General features: G+C 36.0%; 17 protein-coding genes. 10 read left to right on the forward strand and 7 right to left on the reverse strand.

Features of this window, described 5'->3' with window-relative positions; all coding sequences use genetic code 11:
- The first annotated feature begins 106 nt into the window (after positions 1-106).
- The 4 genes from gnd to ACUN28_RS12475 all read left to right on the forward strand — a co-directional run bounded on the left by gnd (position 107) and on the right by ACUN28_RS12475 (position 4,607).
- Positions 107-1,000 carry a phosphogluconate dehydrogenase (NAD(+)-dependent, decarboxylating) gene (gene gnd, locus ACUN28_RS12460; RefSeq protein ID WP_016086998.1) on the forward strand — a complete coding sequence of 298 codons (894 nt, stop codon included), beginning with the start codon at positions 107-109 and terminating at the stop codon, positions 998-1,000.
- A 51-nt stretch (positions 1,001-1,051) separates the two neighbouring features.
- Positions 1,052-1,720, forward strand: a complete 669-nt coding sequence (gene fsa, locus ACUN28_RS12465) for a fructose-6-phosphate aldolase (RefSeq protein ID WP_016086999.1) — start codon at positions 1,052-1,054, stop codon at positions 1,718-1,720.
- A gap of 157 nt (positions 1,721-1,877) precedes the next feature.
- Complete coding sequence (gene gntK / locus ACUN28_RS12470) at positions 1,878-3,419, forward strand: gluconokinase (protein ID WP_033660100.1); 1,542 nt, start codon at positions 1,878-1,880, stop codon at positions 3,417-3,419.
- A 120-nt stretch (positions 3,420-3,539) separates the two neighbouring features.
- Positions 3,540-4,607, forward strand: coding sequence for a lactonase family protein (locus tag ACUN28_RS12475; protein ID WP_080117909.1), 1,068 nt, complete (start codon positions 3,540-3,542; stop codon positions 4,605-4,607).
- Between the two features lie 78 nt (positions 4,608-4,685).
- Here the strand turns inward: ACUN28_RS12475 and ACUN28_RS12480 are convergent, their stop codons facing one another.
- Positions 4,686-4,862, reverse strand: coding sequence for a DUF1272 domain-containing protein (locus ACUN28_RS12480; RefSeq protein WP_016087002.1), 177 nt, complete (start codon positions 4,860-4,862; stop codon positions 4,686-4,688).
- Between the two features lie 195 nt (positions 4,863-5,057).
- On the opposite strand from ACUN28_RS12480, the gene ACUN28_RS12485 reads away from it, so the two are divergent.
- Positions 5,058-5,879 carry a pentapeptide repeat-containing protein gene (locus ACUN28_RS12485; RefSeq protein ID WP_016087003.1) on the forward strand — a complete coding sequence of 274 codons (822 nt, stop codon included), beginning with the start codon at positions 5,058-5,060 and terminating at the stop codon, positions 5,877-5,879.
- Between the two features lie 45 nt (positions 5,880-5,924).
- On the opposite strand, the gene ACUN28_RS12490 is transcribed toward ACUN28_RS12485, so the two are convergent.
- Entirely contained in the window at positions 5,925-6,809 is an 885-nt protein-coding gene (locus ACUN28_RS12490) for a DMT family transporter (protein WP_016087004.1), read from the reverse strand.
- Between the two features lie 341 nt (positions 6,810-7,150).
- On the opposite strand from ACUN28_RS12490, the gene ACUN28_RS12495 reads away from it, so the two are divergent.
- Complete coding sequence (locus ACUN28_RS12495; RefSeq protein WP_016087005.1) at positions 7,151-7,927, forward strand: glycosyltransferase family 2 protein; 777 nt, start codon at positions 7,151-7,153, stop codon at positions 7,925-7,927.
- On the opposite strand, the gene ACUN28_RS12500 is transcribed toward ACUN28_RS12495, so the two are convergent.
- Genes ACUN28_RS12500 through rfbF form a run of 4 tightly spaced genes read right to left on the reverse strand, consistent with a single transcriptional unit; the run spans position 7,896 to position 11,876 of the window.
- Positions 7,896-8,819 (reverse strand): NAD-dependent epimerase/dehydratase family protein, encoded by a 924-nt coding sequence (locus tag ACUN28_RS12500; protein WP_016087006.1) that lies wholly within the window; start codon positions 8,817-8,819, stop codon positions 7,896-7,898. The genes ACUN28_RS12495 and ACUN28_RS12500 overlap by 32 nt on opposite strands.
- Positions 8,816-10,039, reverse strand: a complete 1,224-nt coding sequence (locus tag ACUN28_RS12505; protein ID WP_016087007.1) for a class I SAM-dependent methyltransferase — start codon at positions 10,037-10,039, stop codon at positions 8,816-8,818. Before ACUN28_RS12505 ends, ACUN28_RS12500 begins: the two co-directional genes overlap by 4 nt.
- A 12-nt stretch (positions 10,040-10,051) precedes the next feature.
- A complete protein-coding gene (gene rfbG / locus ACUN28_RS12510) occupies positions 10,052-11,107 on the reverse strand; it encodes a CDP-glucose 4,6-dehydratase (RefSeq protein ID WP_016087008.1) in 1,056 nt (351 codons plus the stop codon).
- Between the two features lies 1 nt (position 11,108).
- Complete coding sequence (gene rfbF, locus ACUN28_RS12515) at positions 11,109-11,876, reverse strand: glucose-1-phosphate cytidylyltransferase (RefSeq protein ID WP_016087009.1); 768 nt, start codon at positions 11,874-11,876, stop codon at positions 11,109-11,111.
- Between the two features lie 274 nt (positions 11,877-12,150).
- On the opposite strand from rfbF, the gene ACUN28_RS12520 reads away from it, so the two are divergent.
- From ACUN28_RS12520 to ACUN28_RS12535, 4 genes are all read left to right on the forward strand, one after another.
- A complete protein-coding gene (locus ACUN28_RS12520) occupies positions 12,151-12,558 on the forward strand; it encodes a MerR family transcriptional regulator (RefSeq protein WP_000285637.1) in 408 nt (135 codons plus the stop codon).
- A 120-nt stretch (positions 12,559-12,678) separates the two neighbouring features.
- Entirely contained in the window at positions 12,679-14,007 is a 1,329-nt protein-coding gene (locus ACUN28_RS12525; RefSeq protein ID WP_016087010.1) for a hemolysin family protein, read from the forward strand.
- A 51-nt stretch (positions 14,008-14,058) separates the two neighbouring features.
- Entirely contained in the window at positions 14,059-14,472 is a 414-nt protein-coding gene (locus ACUN28_RS12530; protein ID WP_000613585.1) for an ATP synthase subunit I, read from the forward strand.
- Positions 14,473-14,672: 200 nt separating this feature from the next.
- Positions 14,673-15,221, forward strand: coding sequence for a DUF2179 domain-containing protein (locus tag ACUN28_RS12535; RefSeq protein ID WP_000938438.1), 549 nt, complete (start codon positions 14,673-14,675; stop codon positions 15,219-15,221).
- A 96-nt stretch (positions 15,222-15,317) separates the two neighbouring features.
- On the opposite strand, the gene ACUN28_RS12540 is transcribed toward ACUN28_RS12535, so the two are convergent.
- Entirely contained in the window at positions 15,318-15,545 is a 228-nt protein-coding gene (locus tag ACUN28_RS12540) for a DUF3923 family protein (RefSeq protein ID WP_016087011.1), read from the reverse strand.
- Between the last annotated feature and the right edge of the window lie 76 nt (positions 15,546-15,621).

Consider the following 15,621-nt stretch of genomic DNA (forward strand, 5'->3'; position numbering starts at 1 on the left):
CATTTTTAAATGAAGGTTTTTAAGAATGTACATATATGACAAAAGGAATTCATGATTTTAATCATATGTATTTTTAATAAAGGGTAATTTAAGGAGGAATTATATTATGCAAGTTGGATTAATTGGTTTAGGTAAAATGGGATTGAATTTAGGGAAAAATTTAATTGATCATAAACATGAAGTAGCCGCATTCGATTTAAATACGAGTGCGGTGGAAGAAATGAAAGAATACGGGGCTACAGGTGTATCTAGTTTAAGCGAACTTGTTCAATCGTTACAATCACCAAGAATTCTTTGGGTTATGGTTCCGCACGCTGTTGTTGATTCTGTTATTAGTGAGGTTACACCGCTGTTATCAAAAGGAGATATTTTGATTGAAGCTGGTAATTCACATTATAAAGAGTCTATTCGCCGATATGAGCAACTAAAGGAAGATGGTATTCACTTTATGGATGCAGGAACTTCTGGCGGAATGGAAGGGGCTCGTAATGGTGCTTGTTACATGATCGGAGGAGATCAAGAAGCTTGGGACATCGTTGAACCTATCTTCCGAGATACAGCTGTAGAAAATGGATACTTATATGCTGGAAAAGCTGGTAGTGGTCACTTTTTAAAAATGATTCACAACGGAATTGAATATGGAATGATGGCTGCTATTGGTGAAGGATTTGAGGTTTTAGAGAAGAGTGAATTTGACTACGATTATGAAAAAGTATCAAGAGTATGGAACAACGGTTCAGTTATTCGCTCGTGGTTAATGGAATTGACTGAAAATGCATTTTCTAAAGATGCAAAACTGGATGAAATTAAGGGCGTTATGCATTCTTCTGGTGAAGGGAAATGGACAGTAGAAACAGCATTAGATCTTCAAACAGCAACTCCTGTTATCGCGATGTCTTTATTAATGCGCTACCGCTCATTAGACAATGATACGTTTACAGGAAAAGTTGTAGCAGCACTGCGCAATGAATTTGGCGGACATGCAGTAGAAAAGAAATAAACATCTTAAAATTATAATTCGTTAACATTTAAAAACTGGAGGGAATGGATCATGAAATTTTTTATTGATACTGCAAATCTTGAGGACATAAAAAAAGCATATAAACTTGGAGTTTTAGCTGGTGTTACAACGAATCCTTCATTAGTGGCAAAAGAGGGCATTAAGTTTGAAGACCGTATTGGAGAAATCTGTAAGGAAGTACCTAAAGTTGAATCTGTTTCAGCAGAAGTAACTCCAGATGCCGTTACAGCTGAAGAAATGATTGCTCAAGCAGAGGAACTGATTAAGATTAACGGCGGCGATGAAAAAGTTACAATAAAACTTCCGATGACACTAGCAGGATTAGAAGCTTGTCGCTATCTAACTGAAAAAGGTGTGAAAACGAACGTTACACTTATTTTCACTGTGAACCAAGCTCTTTTAGCTGCTCGGGCAGGTGCAACGTACGTTTCTCCATTTTTAGGTCGCTTAGATGATATTTCTGAAGATGGCGTATTATTAGTTGCTAAAATTGCTGAATTATTCGATGTTCATCAATTAGATACACAAATTATTGCGGCTTCTGTTAGACATCCAGATCATGTAACTCGTGTAGCGATGGCAGGTGCTCACATTGCAACAATTCCTTATAAAGTAATTGAACAACTTGCTATGCACCCATTAACAGACCAAGGTATTGAGAAGTTTGCTGCGGATTGGGCGAAGGCGCCTAAGTTATAATGAAGTGAGGCTTTCACTTTTTAAAATAGTATTATAGTTATGAAAAGGACCTCCTTATAAGAGTGAAGTTTGTTAAAACGTAGCTCTCATAAGGGAGCGTCTTTTTTGTATACATCAAGGTGCTCTTTTGTTATAGGAATAATTTGAAAGGGGTTACATAGTGAACTCGAAATATATGATTGGTGTAGATATTGGGACAACTAGTACAAAATCAGTTTTGTTTTCGATTGATGGATCGGTGATTGCAAGCCATGGGATTGAATATCCTTTATATTCTCCCACGCCAGAAATAGCGGAACAAGATCCAGAAGAGATTTTCCAAGCGGTGATACATACGATTAAAGAAGTTGTGCAATCAAGTAAAATAAAGCCGATTGATATTTTTTGTGTCTCTTTTAGTTCGGCAATGCATAGTGTCATTGCTGTAGACGAAGTAGGCAAGCCGTTAACGAGATGTATTACTTGGGCAGATAATAGAAGTGCAAGCTGGGCAGAGAAAATAAAGAATGATATGAATGGTCATGAAATTTATCTTCGTACTGGTACACCAATCCATCCTATGTCACCACTTTCGAAATTAGTTTGGCTTAAAAATGAGCATGCTGAATTGTTTGCAAAAAGCTATAAATTCATTTCTATTAAAGAGTATGTTTTTTATAAGTTATTTAAGGGATATGTAATTGATTATTCTATAGCATCAGCGACAGGAATGTTCAATTTGAAATCTTTGAAATGGGATGAAGAAGCCTTGCGTGTTGCAGGAATTAAAGATGAAAAGCTTTCTACACTTGTTCCAACGACGCACAGTTTAAAAGGGATAAATGAAGAATTTGCAAGAGAGATGAATGTACTTGTTACGACTCCTTTTGTAGTAGGAGCAAGTGACGGGGTACTATCCAATTTAGGTGTAAATGCAATAGAACCTGGAGTAGTTGCTATTACAATTGGTACGAGCGGTGCAGTGCGAGCTGTAACGAATTATCCAGTAACGGATCCGAAGGGTAGGACTTTTTGTTATGCGTTAACTGAGGATCTTTGGGTAATTGGTGGACCGGTTAATAACGGTGGAATGATTTTCAGGTGGGTTCGCGACCAATTATGTACGTTAGAAGTTGAGTATGGGAAGCACTTAGGAAAAGATCCTTATGAATTGCTTACTGAAATAGCAGCAAAAGTGAATCCGGGATCTGACGGTTTATTATTTCATCCGTATTTAGCAGGGGAAAGAGCTCCTTTATGGAATGCAAATGCACGAGGATCTTTCTTCGGACTTGGGTTGCATCATAAAAAAGAACATCTTATCCGTGCTGTTTTAGAAGGGGTAATTTATAATTTATATACCGTTCTTCTCGCTCTAAAAGAATTAATTGGCGAACCGAAAAAAATTCAAGCGACAGGTGGTTTTGCAAGGTCAGAACTTTGGAGACAGATGATGGCAGATATTTTTCATCAAGACGTATACGTTCCGGAAAGTTTCGAAAGTTCTTGCTTAGGAGCGGCAATCCTCGGTTTATATAGTCTAGGTGAAATAGATACATTATGCGTAGTATCTGAAATGGTAGGTGCGAATTTCCACCATGAACCAAACATGGAAAGTGTGGAAAAATATAAAGATTTAACACCTATCTATATTCGTCTGTCCCGTCAATTGGAAGAAGAATATGAAAGTATAGCTGCGTACCAAAAAAAGTGGGTTTAAAGGCTATTTAACAAGAAAATATGGTAACGTATAAAGAGGTACTCAAATTTTTTAGGATACTCTTTCAACATAAAATATTTTAAGAAGTAAGATGAACGAAAAATATAGGGAGAGAGGGTTATGAAAATGAATGATAACAAAGAGTTTATTGGATATGTTGGAACTTACACGAAAGAAAACAGTGAAGGAATATATAAGTTTACTTTAGATACGGAAGCAAAAAAAATTAGTAATGTAGCACTTGCGGCCAAGCTGGATAACCCTACATATGTAACGATTAGCCGAAATAATCAAAATCTCTATTCTGTTGTAAAAGAAGGCGAATCTGGTGGTGTAGCTGCTTATTCGATTGACAGTTATACTGGAGAGCTAAAGGAACAAAACAGACAAGTAATAGAAGGGGCTTCTCCTTGTCATATTAGTGTGGATAGTGGAAATCATACGGTAGTTACAGCGAATTACCATAAAGGAACGATTGAGTCTTTTGTAGTAAATGAGGAAAATGGAACTGTAAATGCTGCCACATCTATTATGGGACATGAAGGTTCAGGTCCAAATAAAGAAAGACAGGAAAAACCACATGCACATTACGCGGGATATACTCCTGATGAAAAATATGTGGTGGGTGTTGATTTAGGGATAGATAAATTAATAACGTATGAAATAAAAGATAGTACATTAACAGAAGTGAATAGTTTATCTGTAAATCCAGGAAGTGGTCCGAGGCATATTGCTTTTCACCCGAACGGAAAGTACGCTTATGTGATGACTGAACTTAGTTCGGAAGTTATTGTGTTAACGTATCATCCGGAAGAAGGGTCCTTTACAGAGTTGCAGTATATTTCTACTGTTCCGCAAGAATTTGATGGAAATAGTCAAGGAAGTGCTATTCACATTTCTTCTGATGGCCGCTTTGTGTATGTAGGTAATCGTGGTCATAATACTATTGCTGTTTTCAGTGTGGAACAAAATTCAGGCCAGCTTACATTTGTTGAACATACATCTACAGAAGGAAATTGGCCAAGAGACTTTGTATTAGATCCTACTGAAAAGTTCCTTGTTGCTACAAATGAAAAGTCACATAATCTTGTACTATTTTCAAGAAGTGAATCTACAGGTAAGTTAACACTTTTACAATCTGATGTCGTTGTACCAGAGCCTGTTTGTGTTAAATTTTTAAATATTTAAGTTGTGTTCGATGTATTTGAAAAATCGTTGATATAATTTCATAAGTCTAAAAAAAGCAAAGCGATATCGCTTTGCTTTTTATTGTTTCTTTTTCGGTCTACGTACTAACTCGCCGCCGCAGTTTGGGCAAACGTTTTGTCTTTCTTCTGTACACGGTGCGCAAAATGTACATTCATACACGCAAATGTAAGCTTCAGAATCTTGCCCCAGTGATTGATCGCAAATTTGACAGTTTGTTTTCATTTCCAGTGCCATAGTAAGTCTCCTTTTAGTTTGAAAATTTATAATTTAATTATAATTTATTAAATAGAAATAGTCCTTTTCAATTGAAAGGAAATCGAATGATAAAGTTATGAATTGAAATGAAAGATACTCGTTTATTTTTAAATTGATTATTTCATGCAGTTAGAATATTATGAAATAGTCAAAAGACAACAGGGGGTATACATTTTGACTAATTATAACGATCATTTAAAAGCAAACTGTGAAAAATGCTTCGGTCTATGTTGCGTGGCGTTACCGTTCGCAGCATCAGTAGATTTTGCAGTGAATAAAGATGGTGGTAAACCATGTTCTAATTTACAGTCAGATTATAAATGTAGCATACATAAAGATCTTAGAGGAAAAGGTTATAAAGGTTGTACAGTATTTGAGTGTTTCGGCGCTGGACAGAAGATTTCTCAAGTTACATTTAACGGGATTGATTGGCGGAAAGATGCTAAGCATGCAAGAGAAATGTATGATGCTTTTCCAGTTATGCATCAGCTTCATGAAATGCTTTGGTATTTGAATGAGGCTATTCTATTAAAGGCAACGCAGCCAATTCATAAAGAACTAAATAAAGCAATTGAAGAGACTGAGCGCCTTTCGAATTTAACTGCGGATGAGTTAATGAAAGTAAATATCCCGTTACACCGTGCAGAAGTAAATGTTTTACTTTTAGAAACGAGTGAGCTAGTTTGGAAGGAAATGAATGCTGCGCGTAAGAAGCGAATCATTCACCGCGGAGCAGACCTTATGGGAGCAAATCTGAAAAAGAAAAATTTACAAGGGGCGAATTTAAGAGGAGCGTATTTAATTGCGGCTAATTTAAATGGCGCAGACTTACGTGGAGCAGATCTCATCGGAGCAGATTTGCGGGATGCAGATATTCGTGGGGCCGATTTTACAAATAGTATTTTTCTGACGCAAGTTCAAGTTAATGCGGCGAGAGGGGACAAAAATACGAAATTACCGAAATTATTGTCCCGTCCATCGCATTGGAGTGCGTAAAGAGTGGATAAAAACAGGCAGAGATTCTTAATCTCTGCCTGTTTTTCATTCCTTTTCAAAAGTAGTAATGAAAACACTACATATAATAAGAATACCACCAATAAAAAAGTTACTATTCAATGTCTCATTTAATAAGAGCCAACCAAGCAATGACCCAACGATAGGTTGGAAGAAGAAAAATAAGGAACCGATGCTAGCGTCCATTAATTCTAATCCTTTATTCCAAAGGAAAAAGGCACCTGCCGTTGAGACGATTCCTAAATAAAGTACGCCTAATACTACATACATGTTCATATGTTCAATAGGGCTGGATTGGAATTCCCATATCATAAAAGGTGTAATAAAAAAGAGTGAAAAGAATATGGCGTACGTTGTAATAACTAAAGATGAAAATCGAGCTGAAGCAATTTTTACATAAATAGATAGTAAAGCCCACGTAATAGCGGCCCCAACTAATATGATTGTACCGATAAAATAGGAGCCAATTTCAATATCCCATCCGATTACGATAATGACACCGATTGTCGCTATGATAGTAGATAACAGTCTACGAGCGGTTAGTTTTTCTTTTAAAATGATCGCTGCAAATATAACCATAAATGCAGGTGTAGCTGATGTTACTAAAGAGCCAGTATGAGCGTCGGATAATTTTGTTCCGATAAATTGACAAGTGATCGAAATGAAATATCCTATAAATCCAATCCAAGCGAATAATAGCCAATCTTTTTTACGAATGGTTACTTTTTTCTTTTGCTTTTTCTCAGCTATTTTTAAAATCACATACAAAACAACAAAAGCAATGATAAAGCGTAGCCAAACGAGTGTAAGTGGTGGGATAAAGTCGAGTACATATTTGCTAACAACGTACATACCGCCCCATATACTAGCTGCGAGTGATAAGCATATAGCTCCTAAAATGGTTTGTTTCATTTGAAGTACCTCCGTCTATTTTTAGGGTATTATGAGTTCCCTAAGACGAGGCAAAGTGTATGTGCTATATGAATGCCCGTCTTAGGTTATAGACGGCCTACAGGTTGATCGTTTTCGAATGAAGTGTTGTAGTACATGCGTGCATTCCTCCTTCGTAATTTTATAATGATATTATAACTTAATTTTCAGTTTATTGGGATGTTTCTTTAGAAAATGGAAATGGTGGTTGTCTAAGAAAGCATAGTATATGGTAGAAAAACATATTTTTAAAATAAAAGAAACCAATTACATACTTGATAAGTATAGTAAGAGTAGGATGAAAAAGTAGATTAATAGAGAAAGTGGAGGAGATTGTTATAACTACAACTGTTATTTCTCATTTTTACAATGAAGAGTATTTATTACCGTGGTGGCTTATGCATCATACGAAACTGTTTGATCATGGCATTTTAATTAATAAAGGTTCAACAGATCGTTCGGTTGAAATTTGTAAAAAATTCGCACCACACTGGGAAGTACGAGACTCTGCAAATCCAGAGTTTGATGCGTTAGCGACAGATCATGAAGTGATGAGGGTAGAACAAGAAGTACAAGGATGGAAAATGATTTTAAATACGACCGAGTTTCTTTGTGTGCAAGATAAAAACCAGTTTTGGAAATCACTGAATGAATTGGGAGGAAGGATGTATTGGTTGGAAGGGCTAATTATGGTTGATGATCCTAACTACAATTATCCGGATCTTAACTTTGGACTCCCTTTAATGAAACAACGATTTCATGGTTATTTACCAGAAGATTGGCCGTTGTGGAGAAGAGGTAGATTTATTCATAATCATGAACACGGTAGTTATACGGTTGGAAGACATTTATCCGCGCATGAATCTATGATTTATCCGCCTCTTGCTTGTATATTATGGTTTGGATTTAGTCCGTGGAACGATGCGATGAGAAAGAGAAAGTTACAAATTGGTCCGACTCTTTCTGAAGCTAGTAAGCATGGGGGAATGGGGACGCATCATATTATTACACCGGAAAAACTAGAAGAATGGTATAAGGATTTAGCGAGAGGAACGAAGGATTTACGTTTTAGTAATGCATATCGTTATGTTTTTGTATAAATGATTCCCACCATAAAATTGTTTCTTCGATTCCAGTATTTAGATCGTATGTTGGTTTCCAGTTTACTTCAGTTTTTAAACGTTCTACATTAACGCCGACGAATAAAGGTTCATCTTTAGAGAAAGGGATTGCACTTAGTTTAATTAAATGTTCTTTTCCTATCTTTTTAGCAATGATAGAAGCTAATTCTTTAATTTGTACAGATTGACCAGAAGCGATATTGACTGTGCCTGTAACGCCATGTTCTAATACTGTTACGAGAGCATTAGCGACGTCGCCCACATGGAGGAAATCTCTTGATTGTTTTCCATGTGTACATAGTGCTTCCTCATTTTTTAATAAGGAAGTGATAATGTTAGAAACGAGCCGATTCCCTTGTTCGTGAGGGCCATACATATGAAAAATGCGGCCCCAACACATGCTGAGACCGGTTTGCTCGGCGTACGTTTGTAGCCAGGAGTGCAGTGCGTTTTTACATAATGAATACGGGGTTTTATAGGAAAGAAGCGGTGAATCTTCAAATAATACGCCGTTAAACCATTCATATTCTGCGCCAGTACCTGCAACGACGACTCGCTTTCCACCACATGTTGTGAAGTGTTGGATCAATGAGATACTGGATGTAAGCCAATAGTAATTATTAATAGATACATAACACGCTGGTGGTACTGCTTCCCAAGCTAAATGAATGAGATGACTAGGTTTCATGTCGTAAATGAGTTTTTTTATTTCTTCATCGTAAAGTAAGTTTACTTTATGCCAATGGCAAGAAAGGTGAGAAGGCTTATTTGTATTGTAAGTGGCGTGCACTTCATAGCCCTTTTGAATAAGAGAATGTACAACATATTTACCAATCCATCCACTACCGCCTGTTACAAGGATTTTTTTCATGGCTCAATTACCTCAACTTCTGGTATTGTTACTAAAAATTTGCCGCCCCATTCACGAATGAAAGAGCATTCTTTCATAATTTCATCTTTCAAATTCCAAGGAAGTATGAGAATGTAATCAGGTTTTGTACGTTTAATTTCTTCTGGAGATTGTATTGGAATGCGGGTTCCTGGTAGAAGGAGGTTTTGTTTGTGAGGGTTTTTATCTACTGTATAAGCTAGAAACTCTTTTCCTATCCCGCAATAATTTAAAAGGGTGTTTCCTTTAGCAGGAGCACCGTAACCAATAATTTGTTTGTTTAAAGTTTTTGCTTCGATAAAAAACTTTAAAATATTTATTTTCAATTGTTCTATGCGTTTAGAAAAAAGGAGATAGCAATCTAATGTATCTAGCCCGTGAACTACTTCTTTTTGGATTAATTTTGTAACATTGGAATGGATAGTAAATGAGTCACTATGATGGTTTATAAAAATCCGCAATGAACCACCATGCGTTGAAAGTTCTTCAACATCGACAATTTGTAAATGATGATGAGCTAAAATTTTTTGAAGACTTATAAGTGAAAAATAGGAGAAGTGCTCATGGTAAATCGTATCAAACTGATTAAAGGATATGAGGTTTAATAAGTGCGGGAATTCAATTGTTATTGTGCCATCTTGTTTTAATAACGTTTTTAAACCGGCGACAAAATCATGCAAGTTCGGGACATGTGCTAATACGTTATTTGCGACGATTAAATCTGCTTGCGGTAATTTTTTTGCTAAGTCGTTGCTGAAAAAATCTACTTGAGTAGGAATTCCTTTTTGGATAGCGCTTTCTGCTACATTTTTTGCTGGTTCAATTCCTAACGTTTCGATATTTTCTTTTTGAAAGTATTGTAATAAGTACCCGTCGTTACTCGCAATTTCAATCACCCTTGAATGTTTCGTTAAGTGGAAGCGTTTAATCGCCATTTCTACATATTGCTTAGCGTGCAGTAGCCAGCTTGATGAGTAAGAACTGAAGTATAAATAGTCATGGAAAATATTGTGCGGAGATTCAAATTCATCTAATTGTACAAGTAAACAAGAGTTACAAACAAACGTGTGCAATGGATAAAATGGTTCCATTTTATATGAATGTTCTGGAGCTACAAATGAGTTAGCGAGAGGAGAAACACCTAAATCTAAAAAAGTATTTGTAAGTAATGAGTGGCAAAAACGGCATTTTTTCTGTTCCATTTTTAAGCCCCCTTATAAATTTTTGAATGCATCGATTTGTTGTCGCGTGACAGATTCCATATTTTCACCGGATGCATATTTTTTATACCAATCAACAGTCCAAGCGATAGAATGATCTGTTGATAACTTAGGAGTCCAACCGAGTTTATTTACTGCTTTAGTACTATCGAGTGTTAAAATAGGTGATTCATAAGGGGTATTTGTATGAGGAGAAATGATTGTTAGTGGTTGATTCCATAATTTTATTATAGATTGGATGACATCATGAACGGTTCTGTTCGCTTCATTTATCGGGCCGAAATTCCACGCTGCTGCAAATTTGGCGTCTTTCCATAGCTTCTCAGCTAAAAGAATATATCCATGTAAAGGGTCTAATACGTGTTGCCACGGACGAATAGCGCTTTTGTTTCTAATATTTAATGTATTATCTTGTAAATATGCACGAATGATATCCGGGAATAATCGGTCTTTTGCCCAATCACCACCGCCGATGACGTTACCTGCTCTTACTGAGGCAAGTTTAAGTGTGTTAGTGCGGAAGAATGATTTTTGATAGGATGTTGCAACTAGTTCAGCACAAGCCTTACTAGCACTATAAGGATCGAAACCTCCTAGCCGGTCGCTTTCCACGAATGCCCGGTTACCGCTCCCGTCATTTTCATAACATTTATCACTTGTAACATTAATGATGCCACGTATACTTTCTATATGTTTAGCCGCTTCTAATACGTGAACAGTGCCTAAAACATTCGTTTTAAATGTTTCGATAGGATTTTTATATGAAGTGGTGACGATTGGCTGGGCTGCTAAATGAAATAGTATGTCAGGGTTATGTTGTTTCAGGGCCTGGAATAAAGAATCGTAATCTGTAATGTCGCCATTAATTGTCATACACTCTTTTGCTACGTTACCTTGTTCAAAAAGGTTAGGAATGGATGGGGGATGAGAAGAATAGCCGAATACCTCTGCACCTAAAGAAGTTAAGAAAAGGGTGAGCCATGAGCCCTTAAAGCCAGTATGTCCCGTAATAAATACTTTTTTCTTATTCCAAAAAGATGATGAAGCCATATTACCAAACCTTCCACGGAGCGTTATTACTTTCCCATAGCTCGACTAATTTATTTTTATCGCGCAATGTATCCATTGGATGCCAAAAGCCAGTATGTTGATATGCTGCTAGTTCATTTTTGTTTACTAACTGAACTAAAGTGTCTGTTTCAAAAACAGACTTATCTCCACTAATGTAATTGAAAACATCAGGATTTAAAATGAAAAAGCCACCGTTAACCCATCCACCATCACCTAATGGCTTCTCTTGAAAGGATGTTACAGACTGTTTATCTAATACGAGAGAACCAAATCTACCAGGAGGTTGTACGGCTGTAACAGTTGCCATTTTGCCGTGTTTTTTATGAAATGCAATGAGTTCGTTTATATTTACATTGCTTAATCCATCGCCGTAAGTGAGGCAGAAAGGTTCGTCTCCAACATAATTTTGAATCTTTTTTACTCGTCCACCGGTTTCGGTATTTACACCAGTATCGATTAGTGTAACTTTCCACGGTTCTACACGATGAGAATGGCTAGTAATTGTATTATCGCTTAAATGTATTGTGAAATCGGACATGTGTAAGTTGTAATTTAGAAAGAATTCTTTAATTGCATATCCTTTATAGCCTAAGCAAATAATAAACTCAGTAATCCCATAATGGCTATACAAACTCATAATGTGCCATAGAATAGGTTTTGTTCCAATTTCAATCATAGGTTTTGGTTTTAAATGCGTTTCTTCCCCAATCCTTGTTCCGTATCCACCTGCAAGAATAACAGCTTTCATTTTTTCCTCCTAATTAAAAAGAATTTGATATCGATGTTATTATGATATGTACTTAAATTAGAAAGGAACGGGCAATTTCATAGTTATATTTTGTTCGTTTTGGTTTTTTGAATTTGAGTATTTTATTATATAGTTAAATTAATAGATTTGATCATAAAAGATAAGACGATAAATTTTGTATAAATTATGAATAATAAACCGTCACGTTTGACTGTACAGTTTATGTATTGTATGATGGTAGTAATATAAACAAGGGGGGAAGATCGTTGGGAAGGTGTATCGAATCGGACAGTTGGCTCTCATGGCTCACGTGTCGAAACGAACGATTGATTATTATACGAATCTAGGAATCTTAAAAGCGGAGCGATCTCAATCTAATTATCGTTATTACGATGAAACAGCATTTGAGACATTACAATTTATTGAGAAGTGCAAAGAAATGCATATGCCGCTTTGTGAGATTAAAGAGAAAATCGAGGAGAAGAAGAAGCTGCTCGGTATCAATGAACACGTTTCGAAACAAGTGAATGAAGTGACAGACCATATTCATCGATTAGAAGCAGAGTTAACGGAGTTAAAGCCGCTTTTAGATGGATTGACTGATTCACAACGTGAAAAAATATCGAAATCTTTATCTGGTCAAACGACAGCTTTAATACAGACACTTGCTCTATTATTATAGAAAAAGTGAAATCCGACCTCTTTAATTTTTGTATCGGGCTATGTTTTCTAATAAACAAATAAGAAAACATTATAGTATACAGGAGGTGGACACCTTAGTTTTTTAAACTAAGGGGATTCATTGGAAATATTTAATTTAGTCATGGTTGCGATTTTAATCGCATTTACTGGATTTTTCGTAGCAGCAGAGTTTGCGATTGTAAAGGTACGTTCAAGTCGTATTGATCAGCTTGTTGGGGAAGGGAAACGCGGTGCTTTAGCAGCGAAAAAGGTAACAACAAATTTAGATGAATATTTATCTGCTTGTCAATTAGGTATTACAGTTACAGCTATGGGATTAGGTTGGTTAGGTGAACCGACAATTGAAAAGTTATTACACCCGTTATTTGAGAAATGGAACATAAATCCTTCTATCTCATCAGTATTAACATTTGGTCTTGCTTTTATGCTAATGACGTATTTACACGTTGTAGTAGGGGAATTAGCTCCGAAAACGATGGCAATTCAAAAGGCTGAACAAGTAACGTTGTTATTGGCAGGCCCGTTAATGATGTTCTATAAAGTCATGTATCCATTTATTTGGGTATTAAACGGTTCAGCTCGTGTTGTAACTGGCTTATTCGGTTTGAAACCAGCTTCAGAACATGAAGTAGCTCATACAGAGGAAGAATTACGCCTTATCCTTTCAGATAGCTATGAAAGTGGCGAAATTAATCAGGCTGAATACAAGTATGTAAATAACATTTTTGAATTTGATAATCGTATTGCAAAAGAGATTATGGTACCGCGAACAGAAATCATTGGTTTCTACCTGGAAGATTCAGTAGAAGAACACATGAAAGTAATCCAAAATGAACGATACACACGTTATCCGATTTTTGGAGAAGATAAAGATGATATTATCGGTATGGTCAATGTAAAAGATTTCTTTATTCGATATATGAACAACGATAAAGAAGATTTATCATCGATTCGCACGTATATGCGTCCGATTATTGAAGTGATGGAAACGACTCCAATTCACGATTTATTACTTCAAATGCAGAAGAAGCGAATTCCGATGGCTGTTTTATATGATGAGTACGGAGGAACAGCAGGGATTGTAACGCTTGAAGACATCTTGGAGGAAATCGTCGGCGAAATCCGTGACGAATATGATGAAGATGAAGCACCACCAATTCAGCATGTGAATGAGCACCATAAAATCGTTGATGGAAAAGTGCTTATCTCAGAAGTAAAAGATTTGTTTGGATTACACATTGAAGAAGACGATGTGGATACAATCGGTGGCTGGATTATGATGCAAAATCATGAAATTGAAGAAGGACAATACGTTGAAGCGGAAGGCTATGCATTTAAAGTGCTAGAAAAAGATGCTTACCAAATTAAACGTGTTGAAATTCGTAAGATGGAGCAAGAACAAGAAGAAGAGAAAGCAGCAACTGTGTAAGTTGCTGCTTTTCTTCTGAAATACAAAAATGCAAAATTAGGAGCGGATATTTTGATTCAAGCAGCCTTACGTGTATATCGATTACAATTGTATGTGATCTTTAGTGGTTTACTACTTATGTGGACGATTACTCCGTTTGGAAAACAAGTAACAGGATTTGGTATCGGATTAGCTGTAAGTGCATATTGTCTTTGGTTATTAGCTCGTAGAGTGGAGAAACTAGGGAAAAGTATCGTAATGAAGGAAAAGGCTCCAGGATTAGGGGTTTTAAACCGATTTGCAGCTGCCATTTTAGGAGCTATCATCATGTATGAAATTGAGCATGAAATGGAAATGTGGGCATTTGGTACAGGCATTTTAGGTGGTCACTTTTTAATGATTGCGAATTTAGCTTATGCAAATATGCAGTTAGTGAAAGAAGAAGAGAAGCAAAGGGAACATGCTTCAAAAAACATAGAGCTATGATGAAAGGGACCTAATGGGGTTCCTTTTTTGAGTTTAAGCGAGTTAATGAAAGGAATTAAATTTACGACAAATATAATACGCTTCTTTTTTGCGTTTTTCAATAGTATGAAAAATAATGTAAAAAAATTTAAAAACCCATCGATTTCTAAAGGTTATGTATGTTATTATGACAAATGACTTTTTGAAAGAGGTGGATACCAATGTTACAAGCGTTACTTATTTTTGTGCTTCAAATTATTTACGTTCCAATTTTGACAATCCGTACGATTTTGCTTGTAAAGAACCAAACAAGATCCGCTGCTGGTGTTGGATTGTTAGAAGGAGCTATTTACATTGTCAGTTTAGGTATTGTGTTTCAAGATTTATCAAATTGGATGAACATCGTTGCCTATGTCATTGGCTTTAGTGCGGGACTATTATTAGGCGGTTATATAGAGAATAAATTAGCAATTGGTTATATTACGTATCAAGTTAGTTTACTAGACCGTTGTAATGAATTAGTAGATGAATTGCGTCACTCTGGATTTGGCGTTACAGTGTTTGAAGGCGAAGGTATTAATTCTATACGTTATCGCTTAGATATCGTTGCAAAGCGTTCTAGAGAAAAAGAACTGTTAGAAATTATTAATGAAATTGCACCGAAAGCCTTTATGTCTTCTTATGAAATCCGTTCATTTAAAGGTGGATATTTAACGAAGGCGATGAAGAAAAGAGCGTTAATGAAGAAGAAAGATGAACATGCATCGTAAGGAAAAGGGAGTAGTGCAGCTGTAAAAGCATGTCATAATCCCTATATAAAAAAGAGAGGAATCTACATTAAAATAGATTCCTCTCTTTTTTATGGATTATTTTTTTCTACTCTTTCTCAGATTAACAATTAACCATACAAATTGAATAATTAGTGGTAATATAAATGCAATTAATAAAACGATAAAGGCAATTAATTTCAGCTCAAGTGTTTGAGTAACACCGGTCCCATCAACCTCTCTTAGCCAAATGATAGCTGTCAATATCCCGAACGTTATAATCCAAAATATGTTACCAATCCACCAATAAATCCATCTTCTTTTCATGCTAGCACCCCTTACATTTACCCTCTGTTAAAAGTGAATTTTCGTTCGTTACATTTATAATGAAATACCTATAAAA

The organism is Bacillus sp. WC2507 (genome assembly GCF_052656125.1).

Bases quoted from the DNA above. Each gene is read 5' to 3' on its own strand.
- fsa (WP_016086999.1), top strand. From the start codon at position 1,052: ATGAAATTTTTTATTGATACTGCAAATCTTGAGGACATAAAAAAAGCA.
- ACUN28_RS12480 (WP_016087002.1), bottom strand. From the start codon at position 4,862: ATGGCACTGGAAATGAAAACAAACTGTCAAATTTGCGATCAATCACTG.
- rfbG (WP_016087008.1), bottom strand. From the start codon at position 11,107: ATGGCTTCATCATCTTTTTGGAATAAGAAAAAAGTATTTATTACGGGA.
- ACUN28_RS12505 (WP_016087007.1), bottom strand. From the start codon at position 10,039: ATGGAACAGAAAAAATGCCGTTTTTGCCACTCATTACTTACAAATACT.
- ACUN28_RS12500 (WP_016087006.1), bottom strand. From the start codon at position 8,819: ATGAAAAAAATCCTTGTAACAGGCGGTAGTGGATGGATTGGTAAATAT.
- ACUN28_RS12475 (WP_080117909.1), top strand. From the start codon at position 3,540: ATGAAAATGAATGATAACAAAGAGTTTATTGGATATGTTGGAACTTAC.
- rfbF (WP_016087009.1), bottom strand. From the start codon at position 11,876: ATGAAAGCTGTTATTCTTGCAGGTGGATACGGAACAAGGATTGGGGAA.
- gnd (WP_016086998.1), top strand. From the start codon at position 107: ATGCAAGTTGGATTAATTGGTTTAGGTAAAATGGGATTGAATTTAGGG.
- ACUN28_RS12540 (WP_016087011.1), bottom strand. From the start codon at position 15,545: ATGAAAAGAAGATGGATTTATTGGTGGATTGGTAACATATTTTGGATT.
- ACUN28_RS12535 (WP_000938438.1), top strand. From the start codon at position 14,673: ATGTTACAAGCGTTACTTATTTTTGTGCTTCAAATTATTTACGTTCCA.
- ACUN28_RS12490 (WP_016087004.1), bottom strand. From the start codon at position 6,809: ATGAAACAAACCATTTTAGGAGCTATATGCTTATCACTCGCAGCTAGT.